The following is an 18,075-nucleotide window of genomic DNA, read 5'->3' as shown; positions in this document are numbered from 1 at the left end:
TCACAGACAACCCCCGACCCCCCGTGGGCCCTCCACACCAACCCCCCCCCTCTCTGTGGTGTTTCAACCGCCCCCCCCCAAGGCGTCCCGCGCCCCACGGCGTACCTCGCCGCCCCGGACCGCCGGGCCGACGGCAACCCGGGGCCGGACCGGTCCGCGCCCGACACGGCGCGGTCCTCTCCGGCCCCGCCCGGTTCAGAGCCGCTTCGCGCTGCGGAACAGCTGGGCGTAGAAGCCGTTGCCGTCGATGCGGGACACGCCGCCCGCGTCGCCGATCGTGGGGCCGTTCTGCTCCTTGCGGCTGGAGATGAAGACCTTGTGTCCCTCGGTGTCCAGTCCCAGGTAGAGGGCGACGTGGTCGATGTGGTCGGCGGTGCGGTGGTCCATCTTGAAGAACAGCAGGTCCCCCGGCTGGAGCGTGTCGGTGTTCTTCGGCCGGGTGTACCACGGGGACGGGCCCTGGAGCTTGATGATATCGACGCCGACCTTGGAGCGGGCCATGCCGTTGGCCGAGCGCGGCAGGCCGTCGCCGAGGGTGTCGCTGGCCATCAGCGGATAGCGGGACCGGTAGCCCCACACCATCCGCATGAAGCCGGAGCAGTCCAGCGCGCGGTAGCGCTCCTGGCGCGGGCTCATCGTGGTCCCGCTGCGGAAGGTGTACGGGATGCCGAGGTAGTCGTAGAAGTCGTTCTGCTCCAGGCGGTCCACACCGTCCGCCTTGTACGGGCCGAACACCGCGTCGCCCGCGTACGGGACGCCCGCGGAGTCCTTCTTCACCGGCACACCCTGCACGTACTGGAAGGCGATCGCGAAGATGTCGTCCTCCTGGCTGCCGTAGAACTGCTTGAACCAGTCCTTGAACCACTGCTGGTTCTGGGCGCCCTTGGTCCAGGGCTCCGACATCAGACGGACCCAGTCGTCGGTGACGACCTTGGTGCTGGTGTTGGCCGGTTCGGTGAAGGTGCGGGACGGGCCCTTGAGGGTGGCGGTGCGGGCGCCGTCGGTGAAGGTCGCGATGATCGCGCCCTTGCCGTCACGCAGCACGGACCGCGCCGGGTCGTTCAGGCGCTCCCAGGTCTCCTTGCCGGTCGCCTTGCCCGAGTTCTGCAGGGCGTTGTCGGTGACCGTCTGGGCGGCCGGGACCTTCGCCTGTTCGTCCTTGCGCAGTTCGTAGGTGAAGTACGCGCTGCCCGCGAGCAGCGCCAGCACTGTCGCCGTGTGGACGACGGGGCGGCCTTTGCGCTTCGGCATGGTGAGGGGCTCCAGGGTTGCGTCGGGAACAGGCGGACTCAGGCGGAGGGCAGGGCGCCCAGCAGGATGCCGGCGGTCAGCACCACGTAGGTGGCGAGGGTGACCGAGCCGACGGACAGCAGCGTCGCGCCCTTGGGCTGGCGGACCAGCTGGTAGCCGATCAGCCCGGGGACGATGAACCCGAGCGTCTGGTTGGCGTACAGCAGCGGGAACTCCATCTGCAGCACGATGATCACGGTGGCCTGGATGAGCACGCCGCTGAGCACCACGGCCGCGAACAGCCGCTTGCCGTACAGGATCACGAAGCGCTGCATCAACAGCGTGGCGAGGTACGTCAGGACGGTCACGCCGACCACCAGCGCGGCCCGCTGGAGGTCCTCGATGAGGGTGAGCGCGAGCCAGCCGGGCGTGATCATGCCGCCCGGCGACAGGTTGGTCGCCAGGTAGCACATCAACGAGAACATCAGACCCAGGCCGATGCCGATCGCGGCGATCTCGGGGGTGAGGACGGAGGGGATCAACGCTGCTCTCCTGGGCTGTGCCACTGCTGGCTCTCATCGGCGGAAGGCTGGGGGGCGATACGGGGTTCGAACAGCCCGCGCTGCGGGACCTGTCCGGGCGAGGTGCCGCTCTCCGGACGCGCCTGCGGCGCGGCGGGGGCGGGCTGGGCGCCGTGGTGCTGCTGCGGCCGGGCGTCGTCCGGGTACGGCCGGCTCTGCCCTGTCGGGCTCACCCGCCCCTGGTCCGGGTACGGGTGTGCGGCGTCACGCTGCACGGGGACGTGCGGGACGTACGGCTGCTGCCCGTAGCGCGACTCGTACGCCTCCGGGTACCGCTGGTAGGGGTCGATGCGGGGCACGTACAGCTGCACGGTCTCGACGTGCTCGACCACCGCGGCCGCCCCCGTGCCGCTGTCCGGGGCGGCGGCCGCCACCTCGTCGGCGCTGTCGTCCGGGGGGAGTTCGGCGAGGTGCTCCAGCAGGATCTCGCCCTGGCCGTGGATGTTGCCGATCGCGACCAGCGAGGAGTCCGGACCGAGCTGTTCGAGCAGCCGGGCCATGAACTCCTCGGGGTCGCGCTTGTCGCCGCCGAGGTCGACGGCGCGCGAGCGGAACTCGGCGGGGATGGCGTCGATGGCGGACTTGGCCGGGTGGCCGATGACGAAGACGCGCTCGGGGTCGAGGTCGGGGATGATCTCGCCCATCTGCCCGTTGCGTTCGACGCGGTCGGGGCGGCAGTTGATGACCACGTGGAGCGGACGGTGGATGGCGCCGAGGTCGAGCAGCTGGCTGATGTTCATCAGCGTCGACTCGGGGTCGTTGGCCGCGAAGACGTTGGCGAAGCGCATTTTCTTCCCCTCGGGCGTCAGATAACGCTCGACGGAGAGGACACCGGGGTCCGGCGGGGCCTCGTACATGCCCTGGAGGGCCGTCTCCCGGTCCACGCCGAGGAGTTCGGCGACGGTCAGCGCGATGGCCACGTTCTCCTTGAAGGTGAACCAGCTGAAGCCGCGCAGCTCCTCGTCGCTGACGATCTCCGGATCGGCGTAGATGAGTTGGCAGTTCCGGGCGTCGGCCTCCTCCTGGAGGATGTGGAAGCGGTCCTTCTCCGCGGTGACGCAGATGCCGTCCTCCGGCATCGACCGGCACAGCGAACGGGCCACGTCGTCCAGGGTGGGACCCATCTCGGCGAGGTGGTCCTCACGGACGTTGCACAGCACGCCGATCGTGGAGCGGATCAGCTTGGACTGGTTGATCTCCTGGAGGGCCGGCATGACGGCCATGCACTCGATGACGAGCGCGTCCGGCTGGTAGGCGGCGGCGCGCCGCACGATACCGATCTGCTCGACCACGTTGGCGATGCCGAACTTGCGGTAGACCGGCTCCTCGGTGGCGTCCGGGTGGATGAACCGGGCCGCGGTGCCGGTCGTCTTGGCGACGGTGGTCAGACCACCGCCGCGCAGGGCGCCCGCGCACAGCCGGGTGATGGACGACTTGCCGCGGATGCCGTTGACCAGGACCCGGGTGGGTATCTGGTCCAGGTTGGTGAAGTGCCGTCGCTGCTCCACGATGCCCGCGACGAGCAGGATCGCGCAGCACACCATCAGCACGGTGTAGAGGAAGAGCACGGGCGATCAGTTCCTTGTGTACTGCTGCGGCGCGGGCGCCTGGGGCGGGGTGCGGCGGGATTGCTGCCGGCTCTGGCCGTGCAGCTGCTGCCGGATGAGTTCGAGGGAGCGGGTGACCGCGCCCACCTCGTCGTGGTGCTGCGGGAACAGCACGGTCTTGCGGTCGCCGTCGGCCAGCGTCTCCGCCCGCTCGGCCAGCGAGCGCAGCGGCCGGGCCACCACGATGTGCATCCAGCCCAGGCAGGCGACGGCCGCGGCGGCGCCGAGCAGTCCGGCGAGCACGGTGCGGTTCTGGCTGTCGTACTCGGGGATGGCGAGCCGGCTGGCGGCCTGCCAGCTGACCACGCTCCAGCCGAGGGACTCGGCGGGGCCGCTGCCGGCGAACGGGGCGGCGGCGGCGATCCGCGCACCGTGCTCACGGTAGAGCACCCCGTTCGCGCGGGCCTTCTTGCCGAGCCGCTGGGCGCTGGCCGCGGCCAGGTCCTTGAGGTGGTCGTCGGGCAGCCCCTGGAAGGCGAGGAAGCCGGTGTTGCCGGCGATGACCTCGCCGCGGTCGTCGACGAGGCGGACCACGCCCAGACCCGGCCGGGTCAGCAGCGCGTTGAGGAACTCGACGCGGAACTCACCGACGAGCTGGGCACCGCTCCGCCCGGGGATCTCGGCGTCGGCCACGACGACGGGTTCCTTGCCGCCTCGGCCCAGCAGCCGGATCGGGGTGTCCGAGACCCGGTGGGAGCGGATCACCTTGGGGCTCTTGCCCTCGCGGGCCAGGATCTGGCCGGAGGAGTCGACGACGTAGAGGGAGCGGTAGCGCCGGTTCTCGTCGAGGGTGCGTTGCAGTACCGCCCCCATGGCGTCGGGGTCGGTGCGGTTGCCGATGAGGGAGGCGACCGACTCCAGGTCGGCGCTGCCCTCGTTGAGCGCGCGGCGCACCCGGTCGCTGAGGGTGTCGGTGCGTTCGCGCTGGTCGCTGACGAGCTGCTGCGGTACGACGGCCTTGCCGTCGGCACGGTTGACCAGCAACATCAGCGGCGCCGACCAGGCCAGCAGCAGTACGGCGCAGACGGCCAGCAGGGCCCGGGTGCCCACCCGGCGCAGTCCGCGCGGGCGCTGCGCCGTGCCGGTCGCGTCGGCGCTCTCACCGAGCAGCTGGCGGCGCAGCCGTTCCAGGGCGCTGCCGATGCGTCGCGCCTCGCCGTAGCCGGGGACGTTGACGGGCCGGGTCAGGTCGCCGCGGGTGAGCCGGCGGGACTCCAGGAACAGCCGGATCAGCGGGCGCTGCACCGTGCCCAGCAGTACGGCGACGGCGAGGGCGCCGGCGACGAGGAGCGCGCCGCCCGCCAGCAGGCCGAACACCAGGGACTGGGTGCGGGTGGGGTCCTCGCCCACCTTGACCATGGCCACCACGGACAGGCCGAGCCCGGAGGCGGTGGTGGTCTCACCGGGGCCGGGCGCTGCCAACGTGGCGTATCCGGCGACGGACCGGTTGCTGAGTACGTGCCCGCCGACCACGCTGCCGCTGACGCCCTGGTAGCCGCCCATGCCGGGTTCCTTGCTGCTGCGCGGGTCCTGTCGGGCCTTGCGGGCGGCGAACTGGGCGAAGGCCTTCAGCTGCTTGGTGGATGCCTTGATCTCCTGGCGGTCGGTGCCCGTCCGCACCTGCTCGGGCTCGCGGATGCCGTCGCTGCTGAGGATCGCGCCGCCCTGGTCGGCCACGGCGATGGAACGGAACTGGCCGAGGCTGATGCCGGGGAACGTCAGGTTGCTGGACGCCACCAGCAGCAACTGCGGTTTGCCCGGCCAGGAGAGCAGCGCGAAGGACAGCAGGCGCGTCTCGCCGTTCTTCAGCCGGACCATGCGGGGCGCGAGGCCGCCCTCGTCGCCGAGGGTGGCGTTGTTCACCGAGGTCAGCGGCACGGTCTCGCCTCGGGCGGCGACCAGCTTGCCGGAGCTGATCTCGACGACGGCGGTGCCCGTCCACTTCTGGTAGGTGCTGCCGAGTTTGTCGAGGGCGGCGTCGCCGGAGACCGGCTGGCCGGCGCTGAACAGCGCGGCGGACCGGGTGAGGTCGGTGACGGACTCGTCGATGGAGGCGCGCAACGCGATGGCGCCGTCCTCCGCGAAGTGCTGCTGAGAGGTCAGCACCGCTTTCGGCACCCCTGCGGTGTCGACGTGGCCCAGCACGACCGTGGTGATCCCGGCGAGTGCCAGCAGGAGCACCGACAGGACCGCGATCGGCGGTCGGATGCCTCCGATCAGCGACATGTCGGCTCGGCGGCGGGCTCGGTGCTGCCGTGCCGGGGGCGGTGACGCCAAGGGAGGGTCCTCTCAGGGTGTGCGGGTGATCGGTCCGCGCGGGGGCGGGAACGTTGTTTCAGTTGTGTGTGCGCTACGGGAACATCTGTTTCGCGAGTGTGCCCGCAGCACTCTGACCGTCCAGAAACCCATGAAGTTGCACACGTTCCGCTGTGATCTGCGCAACAGTCGCGTTTAGGTGGTCAGAATCGGGCACACGTGCGCGTCGCCCGTGAGGCGGCGGCGGGCGTCAGGGCAGCGGGGTCAGCGGCTTCAGGCCGTCCTCGGCCGCGCCACGGTTGTACAGGGTGCCTTCGGTGCGCTCGAAGGCGAGGCGCAGGCGGGCCCGCTGCCGGTCGGTGAGGTCCTTGTCGTCCCGGAGCGCGGCCGGCACGTCCAGCAGGCGGTAGTCCCGTGCGTCGTCATCGCTGTAGGCGGCCTTGCCACCGTCCGTGGCGTTCTCGGCGTCCGGCGGGATCTCCAGCATCGTCGGCTCGAACCGCGGCTGGACGTCCCAGTGCCCCTTGCCGTGCTCGGTGAACCTGAACCAGGCGATCACGCCCTCCTCCGTGAGCCCGGTCGGCACCTCGTGCCGGGCGATCTGGTTGCCCATGCTGTAGGCCACCCAGGTGCCGTCGACCTTCTCCATGGGCTGCACGACGTGCGAGTGGCAGCCGATGACCAGGTTGACACCGGTCTGCCTGGCGATCTGCCGGGCGAAGGAGATCTGCTGGGCCGAGGCGTCCGGATGGTGCTCCAGGCCCCAGTGGATGGAGAGGATCACCACCTCTGCACCGGCCTTGCGCGCCTGCTGCTCGGCTGCCTTGATCGCCTTCAGGCTCATCTCGTTGGCGACCCACGGCTTGCCCTTGGGGAACGTGTGGGGCTCGTTGAAGCCGTAGGCGAACGATATCTGCGCGACCTTGACCCCCTTGACGTCCATGACCAGCGGGGTGAGCGCCTCCTTCTGCGTCCGGAAGGAGCCGGTGTGCTTCAGACCTGCGGCGTCCAGCGCGTCCAGGGTGCGCTGGACGCCCTCGAAACCATGGTCGAGCGTGTGGTTCGAGGCGGTGGAGCAGGTGTCGTAGCCGAGGTCCTTGATCGTCTTGGCGGTCTGCGGCGGCACCTGGAAGTCCGGGAAGCCCTCGAAGGGGCCGTTCACCTTGCCCACCACCGGCTCGAAGTGACAGATCCCCAGATCCGCCTTGCTGATCAGCGGCCGGATGCCGGCCATCATCGGCCCGAAGTCCAGCCCGGCGACGCCCTTGCCGGTGCGCTTCGCGTCCTTGCGGGCCTGGTCCACCAGCGCGGGGTGCATCAGGATGTCCCCGGCAGCCGCGACGGTGAAGGAACGACCGTCGCCCTGACCGCCTCCGTCGTCCGACAGAGGGCCGCAGCCGGCGACGGCGGCGACGAGGGAGAGCGGGGCGAGGAGGCTCAGCGGGATGCGGCTACGGCATATGTTCACCGGGATATCTTGATACGACCATGAGCCCCACTCGTCCACGCACCATAACGATCACGACAATTCTCCTGGTCGTCGCTGGTCTCGCGGCCGCATTGACGGCCGTAATCCACGCCACCCGCGGTAGCGGCACGGACACGGCCGACGCCCGTCCCGACCAGAACGCCCGGCGGGAGAACCTGGCCCAGGAGGTGGCCGACTACACCAGCCGCTTCGGTCCGGGGCACGGCTACCGGCAGCCCCGCAGGGCGGACCGCACCGCCATCGCGCGGGGGATCGGCCTGCTCGTCGACGGCCACCGCTCAGAGGCGGAACGGTTGCTTTCCGAACGGGACTTCACCGTGCGCACGGTCCTCGACCGGGTTTCCGGGCACCGCTACGCCGAGGTGGCCGACCGCACCGACGACGCCGTGACGCCGCGCGGCTGGGGCCGGGTCTACCTGGACCTGGACCACACCCCGCGCTTCTCGATCCAGGTCCCGCACCCGGTCTTCGACGAGGGCACCGAGCAGCTGGGCGTGCGGGTCCTGCGCGACTCCCCCGGCGGCATCCTGGTGATCGCGGGAGCACATCGCAAAGCGGGGGACGGGAACTCCGCGGACGTGGCACATCGCCGGGACACCGTCTTCTACGCCATCTGCGCCGAGCTGGTCCACCGCGGGATGCCCGGGGTACAGGTGCACGGCTTCGCGGCCTCCACCGCTCCCGGCTACGACGTGGTCGCCTCCACCGGCGCCGGATCGGCCGGCCGCTCGGACGCCCGCGGACTGGCCGGCGCCCTGGGCCGGCACGGCTTCCATGTGTGCCGGGCCTGGGCGCGGACGTGCCCGGTGGAGGGCTCCACGAACATGGAGGGCCGGGCCGCCGACGCCGCGGACATCCCCTTCCTGCACGTCGAGTTGGCCCCCGAGGTGCGCCTGAACGGATCGGCCGCCGAGCGCGCGGCCGCCGCTCTGAGCGAGATCACGCACCGCTGGGCGACCGCTCCCGTGCCGACCCAAGGGCGTTGACTCACCGGACCACCACCACGGCGTAGACCTCCTCCGGGGAGAGAGGGTCCGTCGTTCCGGAAAGGGCAAGCCGGCGCCTTGTCCGCCGCACGCCGGGGACCGCCTCCGTCACCAGGAACGGGCGGCGGTGAGGAGTTGTTCGCGGACGGCGGTGACCGGCGCGCGGGAGGGTGCGCCGGCCCGCTCCACCAGGAAGCCGGTGTTGATGGGCGGGTCGTCCGGTGTGAGCAGCGGAACCACCGCGCCGGACGCCAGCTCGGACTCGCACAGGTAGCGGGGCAGGACCGTGACCCCCGCTCCGGCGGTCACGGCGGCCAGTACTCCACGCAGGTCCGGCACGACGAAGGCGGGCCGAGCGGTCAGGCGGGTCCGGAAGACGTGGCGCCAGTAACGGCGAAGGATCGGCAGGTCTTCGGCATACGACACCAGGGGGACGCCACGGAGGGGGCCCGGGTCGTCACACTCGACCGGTCCGATCCGCCGGGCCCACTCCGCGGTCGTGACCAGGACGAACTCCTCGTCCATCAGCGGGACCGAGACCAGCGTGCGGCCGCGCGGCCGCACTGCGGACAGGACCAGGTCGAACCTCCCGGCGTGCAGGCCGTCCAGCAGGTCCTCGGCGAGTCCGAGGGTGACGCGCAGCAGTACGCCGCGGGCCGCGAGCGGCGCCAGGGCGGGCAGCACCCGGGCCGACACCATCTCGGCGGGGCCGCCCAGATGAACCGGCTCCGGTGGTGCTTCCACTCCCGCGCGGCCGCGGTCGGCGACTTCGGCCAGGGCGTCCAGCGGTCCGGCGATCTGCCCGGCCAGTTCGTCCGCGACCGTCGTCGGGGCCACTCCGCGGGGAAGCCGCTCGAACAGCTGCCGGCCCAGCTGCCGCTCCAGCGTGCGCACTTGCGCGGTCGCGGTGGGCTGGGAGATTCCCAGTATCCGGGCGGCGGTGGTCAGTGAGCGAGCGCGGTGGACGGCGAGGAAGGTCCGCAGCAATCCGATGTCCAGGGGTCCGTCGGGAGTCGGAGTGATCCCGCGGGGCTGCCGCGCCTCCTTCGTGCCGGCTTCGGCCGGACGGCGGCCGGTACCGGGCCGGACACTCTTCTCATCGGAGTTCTGATGACTCATACCGGAGATCCTATTGGATTCCTGATGAACAGCCGATCTAGGGTCCTCGATGTTCCGCCGCGGTACGCCGACGGACACGATCCCCGCGCCCCCGGAAGACCAGGGGCCGACCAGGAAGTACACCGACATGTCAGAGATCCTTCTCGTGCTGACCGGCACCGACCACCTGACGCTGACCGACGGCAGCGAGCACCCCACCGGCTTCTGGGCCGAGGAGTTCACCGCCCCGTACCGGGCCTTCATCGAGGCCGGACACCGGGTGGCCGTCGCCACCCCCGGCGGCGTCGTCCCCACGGTCGACCCCGTCAGCCTCACCCCCGAGGTCAACGGGGGCCCCGCCGGTGCCGCCGCGATCGCCGCCGCCGTGGAAGCCGCCGCCGAACTCCGCGCTCCGCTGACTCTGGCGGACGTCGACCCCGGCCGGTACGCCGCCGTCTTCTACGTCGGAGGCCACGGGCCCCTGCAGGATCTGGCCCGGGACACCGACTCCGCCCGGCTGCTGCGCGCCGTTCATACGGCCGGTACGCCGTTGGCCGTGGTGTGCCACGGAGTGGCCGCGCTGCTCGCCACGGAGGATGCGGACGGCCCCTCGCCGTTCGCCGGCTACCGGCTCACCGGTTTCAGCACGGCGGAGGAGCGGCAGACCGGGCTGGCCGACCGGTTGCCGTGGCTGTTGGAGGAGCGGCTCGTCGCCCTCGGCGGCATCTACTCGGCGGGCGAACCGTGGGCGCCGCACGTCGTCGTCGACCGCACCCTGCACACCGGGCAGAACCCCGCCTCCTCCGCGCCACTGGCGGCCGCGCTGCTGAAGACCCTCGGCTGACTCCCCCGGCCCGGATGACTCGGCCGACTCGGCCGACCGCTGTGCCCCGCGCCGGTACGTCCGCCTCGCTGCTGGACGTACCGGCGTCCTGACAACGCCACGGGGTCCCCGTCCCTCCCGGACGGCAGCCGCCGGCACCCTCGCCACCCCGCCGCCGCCCGCGGCCTCACCGACATGCCGGGCTCCGGCCGCCGCCACGGCGGCCGGAGCCCCGTTCGGGTCCTGCTCCCCCCACCCCCGACCGGGCACCGGCCGTCGCGGGCAGCCCCGAGGCGGAACCGGTCCGCGGGCCCCGAGCCGGGAAGCCGGGCCCTCATCCCTTCTCGAATCCTCTGTCGGGCGGCGCCCACGGGTGCCGCCCGACCCGAAAGGTGCACGACATGGCAACGATCCTCATCACCGGGGCCTCCGACGGACTCGGCCGCGCCCTCGCCGAGGACCTGGCCGCCGACGGCAGGCACACCCTGCTGCTGCACGGCCGCGACCTGGGCCGTCTGTCCGAGGTCGCGGCGGCCACGGGCGCCGAGACCTACCGGGCCGACCTGTCTTCGCTCGCCGAGGTCCGGCGGCTCGCCGCCGACGTCGCCGCCGCGCACGACCGGCTCGACGTGCTCGTCAACAACGCCGGAGTCGGCTTCCACGCCGAGGGCACCAGCCGGCTGACCTCCCGGGACGGGCACGAACTGCGCCTGGCCGTGAACCACCTGGCACCCGTCCTCCTGACCCGGGAACTGCTCCCGCTCCTGCGCCGCGCGAGGCCCTCCCGGGTCGTCAACGTGGCCTCGGTCGGGCAGCAGCCGATCGACTTCGACGATCCGCAACTCACCCGCGGCTACACCGATGTCGCGGCCTACTGCCGCTCCAAGCTGGCCATGATCAGCCACGGCCTGGACCTCGCCGAGGAGTTGTCCGGGAGCGGCATCACCGTCAACAGCCTCCATCCCGCGTCCTACATGCCGACGACCATGTCCCGCGCGTCCGGCATGGACGTCGTCGACTCCTTGGAGCAGGGGGTGGCGGCCACCCGGCGCCTGGTCGACGCTCCCGAACTCGCCGGCGTCACCGGGCGGTACTACGACGGCGTCAAGGAGTCGCGGGCAGCGGCCGAGGCCTACGACCCGGACTACCGCCAGCGCCTCGCCGCCCTTACCGAGTCGCTGCTCCGAATGACGGCCCCTGAGTGACCGGACGGCTACGGTCGGTCCGTCGTCGTCATGCCACCCGACGCCCGGTCCGAACCCGACCCCGCCCGAGCGCACCCCTAGGGACGCGCATCCGGGAGGGCGAGTTCGGCCCAGATGGTCTTGCCGTCGGACCGTTGCCTGGTGCCCCAGTGCTCGGCGAGCTGCGCGACGATGAACAGCCCGCGCCCTCCCTCGTCGGACGTCCTGGCCCGGCGCAGGTGGGGTGCGGTGTTGCTGCCGTCGGACACCTCGCAGGTCAAGGCGTCCTCCCGGATGAGCCGCAGCTGTACCGGGCCGGACCCGTAGCGGATGGCATTGGTGACCAGCTCACTGACGACGAGTTCCGTGGTGAACGCCAGATCCGCCAGACCCCAGGCCGCCAGCCGGGACGAGGCGAGGTCGCGGGCGCGGGCGACGTCGGCGAGGTCGTCGGTCAGGTTCCACGCGGCGGTGTGCGTGCCGCCGAGTTCCCGGGTGCGGGCGACGACGAGAGCGACGTCGTCCCTGGAGCCGTCACCGGCCACCGTGCCGAGAACGTGGTCGCACAAGTCCTCCAGCGAGGCGATCGGCTCGGACAGCGCCTTCTGGAGGTGCTCGAGTCCTTCGTCCAGATCGTGTCCGGGAACGGCGATGAGGCCGTCGGTGTACAGGGCGAGCCGGGTGCCCACGGGCAGTTCCAGCTCGGCCGTCTCGAAGGGGAGTCCGCCCACACCCAGCGGAGGACCGGCGGGGATGTCGAAGTATTCGGCGTCCGATCCCGGCCGTATGACGGCGGGTGGCGGATGGCCGGCCCGTGCGGCCGAACAGCGGCGTGAGACCGGGTCGTAGATCATGTACAGACAGGTCGCCGCGATCTCGCCGGTGTCCGGTCCGGGATCACGGCCCCCCTTGCGGACCTCACTCGTGTCGATGTGGTCCCGGGTACGGGTGACGACGTCGTCGAGGTGGGTGAGCAGCTCGTCGGGCGGCAGGTCGATGTCGGCGAGCGTGCGCACGGAGGCACGCAGCCGCCCCATCGTCGCCGAGGCGTTGACGCCGTGACCGACGACGTCGCCGACCACCAGGGCGATCCGGGCTCCCGAGAGCGGGATGATGTCGTACCAGTCGCCGCCCACCCCCGAGTGCGGGCCCGCGGGAACGTAGCGCGTGGCCGCTTCCAGTGCCGGGTGTTTCGGTGCCATCGGTGGGAGCAGGCTGCGTTGGAGCGCCAGGGAGATGTGGCGCTCGCGGGTGTAGCGGCGGGCGTTGTCGACGCACACGGCGGCTCGTGCGCCGATCTCCTGAGCCAGGAGGAGGTCGTCGGCGTCGAAGGGGTCCCGGGCCGGGGAGCGGGTGAACAGCGCGATGCCGAGAGTCGCACCGCGCGCGCGGAGCGGGATCGCCAGCGCGGAGTGGGGTGCGTTCTTGGTGGCGTGGCCGGGACGGGCGGGCCCGGAAGCGGATGCGGAGGTCTCGGTGATCTCGGTGATCTCCAGCATCATCGGCCTGCCCGAGATCAGACCGAGGGTCGTCTCCGCACCCTCCCGGTAGACGACGGTCTCGCCCGGACTCACACCTCCCAGAGGCACCGACGAGCCCGACGCGGCACTCCGGCGCAGGACGAGGTCGCCCGTACCGGCCTCCACGACGGGTTCCTCGCACATCAGAACACTCTCGAAGAGGTCCACCGCGGCATGGTCCGCGAAACCGTTCACCGCGACGTCCGTCAGTTCCTCCGCGGTTCTCGTGGCGTCCAGGGTGCTTCCGACGCGACTGCTGGCCTCACTGAGCAGCACGAGCCGCTCGCGAGCGATCATGAGGCGGCTGAAGCGTCTCTCGCCCGCGATGCGGAGACGACAGACGGCCAGGCTGATGCACAGCACGACCGCCAGCGCCGTGATGACCGTGAATTGGTCGGCCCGGCCCATGTCCTGGAGGAGAACTCCGTAGACCGCTATGGCCGCGGCCAGGTTGAACAACCCGACGATCAAGGTCTGTCGCACCGACAGGAGCGCACTGGCCACGATCGGGATCAGGACGGCGTACTCCGCGATGCCCATGACGTGCACGTCGACCGCGGCCAGCGCCAGTCGCACACCGGAGACCAGCACAACGCTGAGCAGCAGGAAGACGAAGCTGCTGCCCGGCCGGTGGGTGAGCCCGGCGGCCTTCACCTCACGGAACATCCGGGAGATGGTGACTACGACGCGCTGCCGGTTCTCCTCCGCATGCGCCCGGGACACGCGGCCCACGGAATCACTCTCCTCAGAGGATGAGGGGCCCTGTGCTTTCCATCCTAGTTCCTGCCCGGATGTCCGCTAACTTCTGTTCGTTCCCGCCGAGCTCTCCCGAGGCCGGGCAGGGGCCGTGCGCCGGCCGATCCCATGAGCACGACCCGGCCGCGTGGTGCCACGCCCTGGAAGGCGTCCGCCGTCGCGGACCCGGCTCCCTCGGCGTACTGGAGGGCATTGATCAACCGGTCGTCCTGACGGGCGCGCTACCGCGTCCGTGTCGTCGACCGCCGAGTTCGGCGTCGAGCGTCTCCTGGGCCACGCGCATGGCATCGGCGTAGACGGGGTCCTCCAGCCGCTTCCACATCACGTCCTCGGGGACGTTCTCCACGTGGCTGACCACCCACCAGATGTTGCCGAAGGGGTCCTTGACGCGCCCGCCGCGCTGTCCGAAGGCGTCGTCCACCAGCGCGGTGACGACCTGCGCGCCGGCCGCGACGGCCCGTGCGAACGCCTGGTCCACGTCGGTGACGAACACGCGGAGCAGGCTCGGCATGGTGGGCCAGTCCGGGCGGCGGTCGAAGGCCAGCACGACGGTGTCGCCCACACGGATCTCTCCATGCCCGATCAAGCCGTCCTCGGTCGCCACCCGCCCCAACTCCTCTCCGTCGAACGCCCGGGTGACGAAGTCGAGGAAGGCTCCCGTGTCGTCGGTCACGACCCAGGGGGCGACCGTGGTGTAGCCCTCGGGCGCGGCGTTGGTCTGCTCCGGCATGGTGTTCTCCTCGCTGATGATGTCCACCGACGGCGAGGTTAGGCAGGGAATAGGTCTGATCCCGTCCTAGATCGTCAGAATGCCGGGCGCTGCCGGACCCATCGCACAGCACCTCGCCGACACACGTGCTGACGGAATCGGTCGGGGTGAATCCGTACGCGGCAACTTATGGAAACCCTCTCCGCCGCCGCCACTTGAGGGCCTGCGATGAATTGACATGGGGTGCCGCTCCGGGGGTCGGACGGGTCGGCACGCGCCGAGTGCCTTTGAAGGCGTTGCCGGACTGGGTCTGCCCAAGGGGCCTGACCTGACGGCGGCGTTGGAACCCGCGTGTCGCAGCGAACCCTGGGGCATTCACCGAATTCTGGCGGTGGTCCTCATCCTCATCGATGTGCGGTCGGACTGGGCCGTGCGCAAGGCGCGTTGACCAGTCGGAGGGAGATGGCACCGATTGCCGTTCGCGCCGCGGGACTTCGTCCTTCGGCGACCGTAGCCGGGCGTCGCGCGAAGGCCGCGACGACGTACGCCGCCGACCACTCCCGTACGAGGGTGTCTCGTAGGGGCGGTCGCCCACGCTGCCCTCGGATCGCTTCCGCGGGCGGTGCGTCGGCCCCACTTCAAGATCTCCGATTGCTACGCTCCGTGATTGGCAATTGCATTCGGTAATTGCCGGCTGGATTTTCCAGCCCGTCGTAGACAGCAGAGGAAGATTCATGCGGATCCGCTTCGTCATGCCCGCCCTCGCAGCCGCGGCCGCGCTCACCGGCACGGCGTTCACGTTCCCCGCGCCGACAGCGGAGGACTCTTCGGCCCTGTACGAACTGACGTACGGCAGCAAGATCCTGCTGCAGAACCAGTACCAGGGCGACGGCGGTTACCTGGACACCAACGGCCTGTCCCAGCAGCACGGCGCCAAGTACGACGTGAGCACCAACGAGACCCCCAACAGCCGCGGCCCCCAGACCTCCGTGTGGAAGGTCGTGTCCGCCACCGGCCGGGCCAACGGAAGCCGCGTCACCAGTGGCGACGTCGTCTACCTCGTCAACCAGTACTCCACCGGCACCTACCTGGACACCAACGGGCACTCCACCCGCACCGGCGCCAAGTACGACGTGTCGACCACCGCCACCAAGAACCGCGGCCCGGGCACCAGCAAGTGGCACATCTTCGGCAGGACGTCCTCTCCCACCGACGGCCGCATCCGCACCAACGACGTCGTCAGCCTGCTCAACGACTACGGCTCCGCCAACGGCGGCTTCCTCGACGCCAACGGCCTCTCCGGCCAGCAGGGCGGCGCCAAGTACGACGTGACCACCAGCCACTACACCGACCGCGGCCCCGGCACCGGCTCCTGGAAGGTCCTTCCGGCCTCCTGATCCCCCGCTCGCGAGTCACGGCGCCGACCTCACGGCACCACGCGGGCCGGGCAGCTCACCGGAGCCGCCCGGCCCACTCGTCGCCCGAGAACCCTTCTCCAGGAGGCGTATCCGTGTGCCACGGGCGATGACGGGCACGGCACCCGCCGTCCCCCTACCTGTCGGGGCGGCGCCGAAGTTCGTCCGCCCACGAGTGGAGCCGGTCCTCGAGGGCCAGGTTGTCGCCGCGGTCCACGGTCTGCAGCAGCATCGCGCACACGGTCGCCTCGGCGGCGAGGCCTTCCGGGCTGTCCAGAACGGGGAAGGTGGCGCGCACGCGGTCCGCGACGCCAGGCTGCAACAGCGTGTACGCGTAGAGCATGGCGGCGTCGAATCCCTGCGGGGCCCGGCCCCAGCCCTCCCAGTCGAGCAGGCGCAGCGGGGCGGTCAGATTCGCCCAGTGCAGATCACCGTGCGCCGTGGTCCAGGAAGCCGCGGTCGGGGCCGGGATGCCCACGAACTCGGGGATGGCCTGGGCCATGTACGCCTCGCGCACGGCGACACGACCGGTGCCGACCGCCGACACCTTCTCCAACGTGCCCGTCAGCTCTTCCCACCAGGAGGCGGGGAGACCGAGACCCTGGTGCAGGATCGGTTCGGCGGACAGAACCGGCTGCTCGACGCGGACCGACAGCTCCGCCCGGTAGGCGATGCCGTCGCCGAAGGCATCGTGCACGCCCAGCAGCGCGGGACGGTACCCGCCCAGGTCACCGAAGGCGTGCTGGGCGTCCAGAGCCCCGTCCCACAGCTTTCCCGACGCCTTCGCCTCCGGTGCGGCCACCAGGCGCAGCCACACCGGTTGGTCATCGGCGGTGCGGGCCGGCCCTCCCAGAGTGCGTCCCGCCCAGCCCCACACCTGTCCTGACGGCTCCGTCCGGACGGCCAGGGCGTGGGCCGCACGAGCGTGACGGACGCGCATGCGCCGTTCGGTGTCCGGGTCGGAAGGAGGCGAGTACAACGGTGGTCCCCCTCAACCAAGCAGTTTCCAGCGGACATTGGTCGCCCGCGCCGAGAACTCGTCGAGTGTGGCGTACCGGACGCGGCCACGAGGGCGTCCGTCACTCCTGAGCATGACCCGACCGCCGGAACGGGCCCCTGCTCGGGTGGAAGGCCGCTAACGTGATGCCGGGCCGCTGTCGGGCGTCGCGCCAAGGCCTCGCGCCAGGGCCACGCGGCCCGGTGCCTACGGTCCTGGAAAGCCCCTCAACCCGGTTTGCGGAAGGCATCCGTGCGTGACCGGGCTCCGCTCGGATCGGCCCAGGTGGCGCGCCGAACCGCTGGTTGTGCCCACAGGTCCAGTTGTCTCTGAGGGTTCGGCTGCGGCCCGGACGGCCCCGCGGCCGCCGCCGGACCTCTGGCAGTTGCCGGAGCGTGGCGACATGCCGTGGCAAGTGCCTCCAAAGCCTGTGCCCGGCTCCCCTGTCGGCGACCCGGGACAGTCGGGCGCGCAACCGATGCCCGGCGCCGACTCGCGCCTCCGATGCCGGGCAGCACTGATCCCGGCAGCCGTGACGGCTGCCGGGATCAGTGGTGATGCGCTTACTTGGGCTTGATGGCGTCCTTGGCCTTCTCCTTGGCCTCACGGAGGTCACCCTTGGACTCCTCCGTGCGCCCCTCGGCCTTCAGGGACTCGTTGCCGACCGCACCGCCGACGACCTTCTTGACCTTGCCCTCGGCCTGTTCGCCCTTGGCCTGAGCCTTCTCGTCCGCAGCCACAACCACTCACACCCTGTCTCACTCGAAATAGGTTCACCGCTCCGTGTCACCCCGGATTCCACTCTCAAACCGGAAGGTCGCACGCGGGCTCACGGACACTCCGCATCTCCGGCCCGCCCCTGAAATAAGTAAGACCTGCGGGCGTGGAGACCGTTCCGCAGGGCACCTGAGGCTTCTGGGGTCGATAAACATGGTTCCAGTGGTACCGCTGGTCAATGGTTCTGAGCAGCGCATCCATACGGGTGGGCCCCGGGAGACGGGGTACCCGGCTTTCTGAGGAAACGTCACCGGATTCGGTGACACCTCGAAATCCCCCACAGTCCGACTGTGGGCGGCAAGCAATATCGATGAGGGAGCCGTTCTTTATGAGTGACAATATCTGGGGCTACCAGCCGACCACCGGCCACACCGCCGGCACCGACCTGATCGGCTACAAGGTCGAGGCCACCGACGGCAGCATCGGCAAGGTCGACAAGCACTCGGACGACGTCAACTCCTCCTACCTCGTCGTCGACACCGGCGTATGGATCTTCGGCAAGCACGTGCTGCTGCCGGCCGGCACCGTACGGACGGTCGACCAGGCCGAACGGAAGATCTACGTCGCTCTCACCAAGGACCAGATCAAGGACTCCCCCGAGTTCGACAAGGACAAGCACATCGGCGACGCCGGCTACCACGAGCAGG

15 protein-coding genes are annotated in these 18,075 nt (G+C 70.7%); 5 read left to right on the top strand and 10 right to left on the bottom strand.

Going from position 1 to position 18,075, the window contains the following annotated elements:
* Nucleotides 1-195 precede the first annotated feature (195 nt).
* The 5 genes from ACFV2J_RS41210 to ACFV2J_RS41190 form a co-directional block, all read right to left on the bottom strand.
* On the bottom strand, nt 196-1,251 hold the full coding sequence (locus ACFV2J_RS41210) for an NlpC/P60 family protein (protein ID WP_385443607.1): 1,056 nt from the start codon (nt 1,249-1,251) through the stop codon (nt 196-198).
* A gap of 38 nt (nt 1,252-1,289) precedes the next feature.
* On the bottom strand, nt 1,290-1,772 hold the full coding sequence (locus ACFV2J_RS41205) for a poly-gamma-glutamate biosynthesis protein PgsC/CapC (protein ID WP_385092339.1): 483 nt from the start codon (nt 1,770-1,772) through the stop codon (nt 1,290-1,292).
* Nucleotides 1,769-3,379 (bottom strand): poly-gamma-glutamate synthase PgsB, encoded by a 1,611-nt coding sequence (gene pgsB, locus ACFV2J_RS41200; RefSeq protein WP_385092342.1) that lies wholly within the window; start codon nt 3,377-3,379, stop codon nt 1,769-1,771. Before pgsB ends, ACFV2J_RS41205 begins: the two co-directional genes overlap by 4 nt.
* 6 nt (nt 3,380-3,385) lie before the next feature.
* Nucleotides 3,386-5,644 carry a HAMP domain-containing protein gene (locus ACFV2J_RS41195; protein ID WP_385092345.1) on the bottom strand — a complete coding sequence of 753 codons (2,259 nt, stop codon included), beginning with the start codon at nt 5,642-5,644 and terminating at the stop codon, nt 3,386-3,388.
* A gap of 280 nt (nt 5,645-5,924) precedes the next feature.
* Nucleotides 5,925-7,142 (bottom strand): CapA family protein, encoded by a 1,218-nt coding sequence (locus ACFV2J_RS41190; RefSeq protein ID WP_385092348.1) that lies wholly within the window; start codon nt 7,140-7,142, stop codon nt 5,925-5,927.
* A 92-nt stretch (nt 7,143-7,234) separates the two neighbouring features.
* On the opposite strand from ACFV2J_RS41190, the gene ACFV2J_RS41185 reads away from it, so the two are divergent.
* Nucleotides 7,235-8,149, top strand: coding sequence for a hypothetical protein (locus ACFV2J_RS41185; protein ID WP_385092351.1), 915 nt, complete (start codon nt 7,235-7,237; stop codon nt 8,147-8,149).
* Between the two features lie 108 nt (nt 8,150-8,257).
* Here the strand turns inward: ACFV2J_RS41185 and ACFV2J_RS41180 are convergent, their stop codons facing one another.
* Nucleotides 8,258-9,268 (bottom strand): LysR family transcriptional regulator, encoded by a 1,011-nt coding sequence (locus tag ACFV2J_RS41180; RefSeq protein WP_385092354.1) that lies wholly within the window; start codon nt 9,266-9,268, stop codon nt 8,258-8,260.
* A gap of 127 nt (nt 9,269-9,395) precedes the next feature.
* On the opposite strand from ACFV2J_RS41180, the gene ACFV2J_RS41175 reads away from it, so the two are divergent.
* The gene (locus ACFV2J_RS41175; protein ID WP_385443601.1) at nt 9,396-10,091 is read left to right on the top strand and encodes a type 1 glutamine amidotransferase domain-containing protein; all 696 of its coding nucleotides are present in this window, start codon (nt 9,396-9,398) and stop codon (nt 10,089-10,091) included.
* A gap of 380 nt (nt 10,092-10,471) precedes the next feature.
* Complete coding sequence (locus ACFV2J_RS41170; protein ID WP_385092198.1) at nt 10,472-11,275, top strand: SDR family NAD(P)-dependent oxidoreductase; 804 nt, start codon at nt 10,472-10,474, stop codon at nt 11,273-11,275.
* A gap of 77 nt (nt 11,276-11,352) precedes the next feature.
* On the opposite strand, the gene ACFV2J_RS41165 is transcribed toward ACFV2J_RS41170, so the two are convergent.
* Together ACFV2J_RS41165 and ACFV2J_RS41160 are read right to left on the bottom strand one after the other, a co-directional pair.
* Nucleotides 11,353-13,497 carry a SpoIIE family protein phosphatase gene (locus tag ACFV2J_RS41165; RefSeq protein ID WP_385092195.1) on the bottom strand — a complete coding sequence of 715 codons (2,145 nt, stop codon included), beginning with the start codon at nt 13,495-13,497 and terminating at the stop codon, nt 11,353-11,355.
* Between the two features lie 229 nt (nt 13,498-13,726).
* Complete coding sequence (locus tag ACFV2J_RS41160) at nt 13,727-14,260, bottom strand: VOC family protein (RefSeq protein ID WP_385443610.1); 534 nt, start codon at nt 14,258-14,260, stop codon at nt 13,727-13,729.
* Nucleotides 14,261-14,973: 713 nt separating this feature from the next.
* Here ACFV2J_RS41160 and ACFV2J_RS41155 point away from each other — a divergent pair.
* The gene (locus tag ACFV2J_RS41155) at nt 14,974-15,636 is read left to right on the top strand and encodes a hypothetical protein (RefSeq protein WP_385092192.1); all 663 of its coding nucleotides are present in this window, start codon (nt 14,974-14,976) and stop codon (nt 15,634-15,636) included.
* A gap of 154 nt (nt 15,637-15,790) precedes the next feature.
* Here the strand turns inward: ACFV2J_RS41155 and ACFV2J_RS41150 are convergent, their stop codons facing one another.
* Nucleotides 15,791-16,594, bottom strand: a complete 804-nt coding sequence (locus ACFV2J_RS41150; RefSeq protein WP_385092189.1) for a hypothetical protein — start codon at nt 16,592-16,594, stop codon at nt 15,791-15,793.
* A 620-nt stretch (nt 16,595-17,214) separates the two neighbouring features.
* Complete coding sequence (locus ACFV2J_RS41145; RefSeq protein WP_385092186.1) at nt 17,215-17,391, bottom strand: CsbD family protein; 177 nt, start codon at nt 17,389-17,391, stop codon at nt 17,215-17,217.
* Nucleotides 17,392-17,756: 365 nt separating this feature from the next.
* Here ACFV2J_RS41145 and ACFV2J_RS41140 point away from each other — a divergent pair.
* Nucleotides 17,757-18,075: PRC-barrel domain-containing protein (locus ACFV2J_RS41140; protein ID WP_385443596.1), on the top strand; the 319-nt coding region annotated here is incomplete at its 3' end.

This window comes from Streptomyces sp. NPDC059668 (assembly GCF_042734135.1).
Lineage (GTDB): Bacteria > Actinomycetota > Actinomycetes > Streptomycetales > Streptomycetaceae > Streptomyces.
Note: the sequence above shows the minus strand (reverse complement) of the source record. Positions and strands in the feature narration are given on the sequence as shown.

Bases quoted from the DNA above. Each gene is read 5' to 3' on its own strand.
- ACFV2J_RS41160 (WP_385443610.1), bottom strand. From the start codon at position 14,260: ATGCCGGAGCAGACCAACGCCGCGCCCGAGGGCTACACCACGGTCGCC.
- ACFV2J_RS41175 (WP_385443601.1), top strand. From the start codon at position 9,396: ATGTCAGAGATCCTTCTCGTGCTGACCGGCACCGACCACCTGACGCTG.
- ACFV2J_RS41170 (WP_385092198.1), top strand. From the start codon at position 10,472: ATGGCAACGATCCTCATCACCGGGGCCTCCGACGGACTCGGCCGCGCC.
- ACFV2J_RS41180 (WP_385092354.1), bottom strand. From the start codon at position 9,268: ATGAGTCATCAGAACTCCGATGAGAAGAGTGTCCGGCCCGGTACCGGC.
- ACFV2J_RS41210 (WP_385443607.1), bottom strand. From the start codon at position 1,251: ATGCCGAAGCGCAAAGGCCGCCCCGTCGTCCACACGGCGACAGTGCTG.
- ACFV2J_RS41155 (WP_385092192.1), top strand. From the start codon at position 14,974: ATGCGGATCCGCTTCGTCATGCCCGCCCTCGCAGCCGCGGCCGCGCTC.
- ACFV2J_RS41150 (WP_385092189.1), bottom strand. From the start codon at position 16,594: ATGCGCGTCCGTCACGCTCGTGCGGCCCACGCCCTGGCCGTCCGGACG.
- ACFV2J_RS41195 (WP_385092345.1), bottom strand. From the start codon at position 5,644: ATGTCGCTGATCGGAGGCATCCGACCGCCGATCGCGGTCCTGTCGGTG.